Source organism: Caballeronia catudaia (assembly GCF_001544755.2).
GTDB classification, from domain to species: domain Bacteria; phylum Pseudomonadota; class Gammaproteobacteria; order Burkholderiales; family Burkholderiaceae; genus Caballeronia; species Caballeronia catudaia.
Map to the genome: position 1 here is coordinate 1 of NZ_FCOF02000119.1, position 1,989 is coordinate 1,989.

Annotated in this window: 1 protein-coding gene and 1 pseudogene; both read left to right on the plus strand. The window is 63.1% G+C overall.

Annotation, left to right across the window (positions count from 1 at the left end; genetic code table 11):
• Positions 1-213 precede the first annotated feature (213 nt).
• A pseudogene (istA, locus tag AWB75_RS36295) lies at positions 214-1,735 on the plus strand (IS21 family transposase).
• Between the two features lie 5 nt (positions 1,736-1,740).
• Positions 1,741-1,989: ATP-binding protein (locus tag AWB75_RS36300; RefSeq protein ID WP_235012442.1), on the plus strand; the 249-nt coding region annotated here is incomplete at its 3' end.

The following is a 1,989-nucleotide window of genomic DNA, read 5'->3' on the forward strand; positions in this document are numbered from 1 at the left end:
GGGGCGGCACTATGGAGCCATTCTGAGGGCGGCGTAAAGGCGCCACCTGATGGGCGGCGTAATGGCGCCACCGCAAGTGCGGCGTATTGGAGCCACTCGAGGGGCGGCGCATAGGAGCCAGCAGCATCGGGGCGAGAACGCGATTCGAACTTTCCAAGTCGGTACCCTCCGTTCTATTTGAACGGGGCGTCCATGGCCAATCGGAGGTTCGAATTGTTCGAGTACCGCCAAGTCCTTGTCCGCATGCGGCAGGGCGATTCCGACCGCGACATCGCGCGCGGCGGCTTGATGGGACGCAAGAAGTTGACGACCGTGCGCCGGGAAGCCGAGGGGCTCGGATGGCTGGATCCGACACAGCCGTTGCCGGATGACGCCACGATCGCTGGCGTTTTCGGACGCTCGCCGCACTTGCCGCACACCTGCGTGTCGACGGCCGAGCCGTTCCGTGAACAGATCCGCGACTGGTCGGCTGCGGGCGTCCAGGGCACCACCATCCACGCCGCCCTTCAGCGCAATCACGGCTACACGGGCAGCTATGACGCCGTGAAGCGCATGCTGCGTCGTCTGGGTGCCGAGCGCAAGCCGGGGACCACGACGACGATCCTAGAGTTTCCTCCGTCGGACGCGGCACAAGTCGACTTCGGCGCCGGCCCAGTGCTCACACATGAATCCGGCCTTCCGCTCAAGACGTGGATCTTTGTGATGACGCTTTGCTGGTCGCGTCACCAGTACGCCGAGATCGTGCTCGACCAGACGGTAGAGACGTGGCTGGCCTGCCATCGGCGCGCCTTCGAATGGTTCGGCGGCTGTCCCGGCCGGGTCATCATCGATAACGCGAAGTGCGCGATCGTCGGCGTGCCGATATGAGCCTGCAGTCCAGCGCTCCTATGCCGCGCTTGCTGAGGGATATGGATTCCGGATCGACGCATGTCCGCCGCACGACCCTGCTAAAAAAGGAATTGTTGAATCTGGAGTCAAATACGTAAAAAAACCTTTCGTACCGCTACGCGAGTTCGGGGATCTGGCCGATGCGAACCGGCAATTGCGCGACTGGGTCACGCAGCAGGCCGGCACTCGCGTGCACGGCACGACCCGCGACCTGCCGCTTGCGCGCTTTGCCATCGAACGCCCGCTGCTTGCACGCCTGCCTGACGTGCCGCCGGTGCTGGCCGTGTGGAGCGAGGTCAAGGTGCATACGGACGGCCACATCGTCTACAAGAACGCGCTGTACTCGGTGCCGTTCACGCTTGTTGGCAAGCAGCTGTGGTTGAAGGTCACCGATACCGTGGTACAGGCGTTCCACCGGCATGAACTCGTTGCGACGCATCCGCGACTACGCAAGCCTGGTGATCGGCATACGGTGCGGGATCACCAGCCGCCCGAGGCGCAGGCGTGGCTTGAGCACGATCCGCAGTGGTGTCTGGCCCAAGCTAGAGAGATTGGGCCAGCCTGCCTTGCAGTGATCCTCGCGATGTTCAACGACAAGGTGCTCGTGAACCTGCGCGGCGCGCAGGGTCTCGTCCGTCTACGCGAGAAGCATGGCGACGCCCGCCTGAACGCCGCCTGCGAGCGTGCACTCACGTTCTCCAGCCCGAAGTATCGCACCGTCAAGGTCATTCTCGACAAGGGACTGGACGGCCAGCCAGCAGCGACGGCAAAGGCGACGGAACCGGCCGACACCTACGTGAACGGTGGCCGCTTCGGCCGCGATCTCCAGTCCTTTCTACTGCATTGAACGCCATGAATCCAAGTCCCGAACTGAATACCATCCTCAGGCAGTTGCGACTGTCTGGCATCCTGGACTCCCTCGAACAGCGCAATCGGGAGGCCATCGATGGGCAACTCGCCTACACCGAGTTTCTTGCCATGCTGCTGCATGACGAAGTCGCACGACGTGCGCAGAAGAAGCTTGGCGCGCGTCTTGCCCGCGCCGGCTTTGCGATGGGCAAGACGCTCGAAACCTTCGACTTCGACCGACTGCCTAAACTA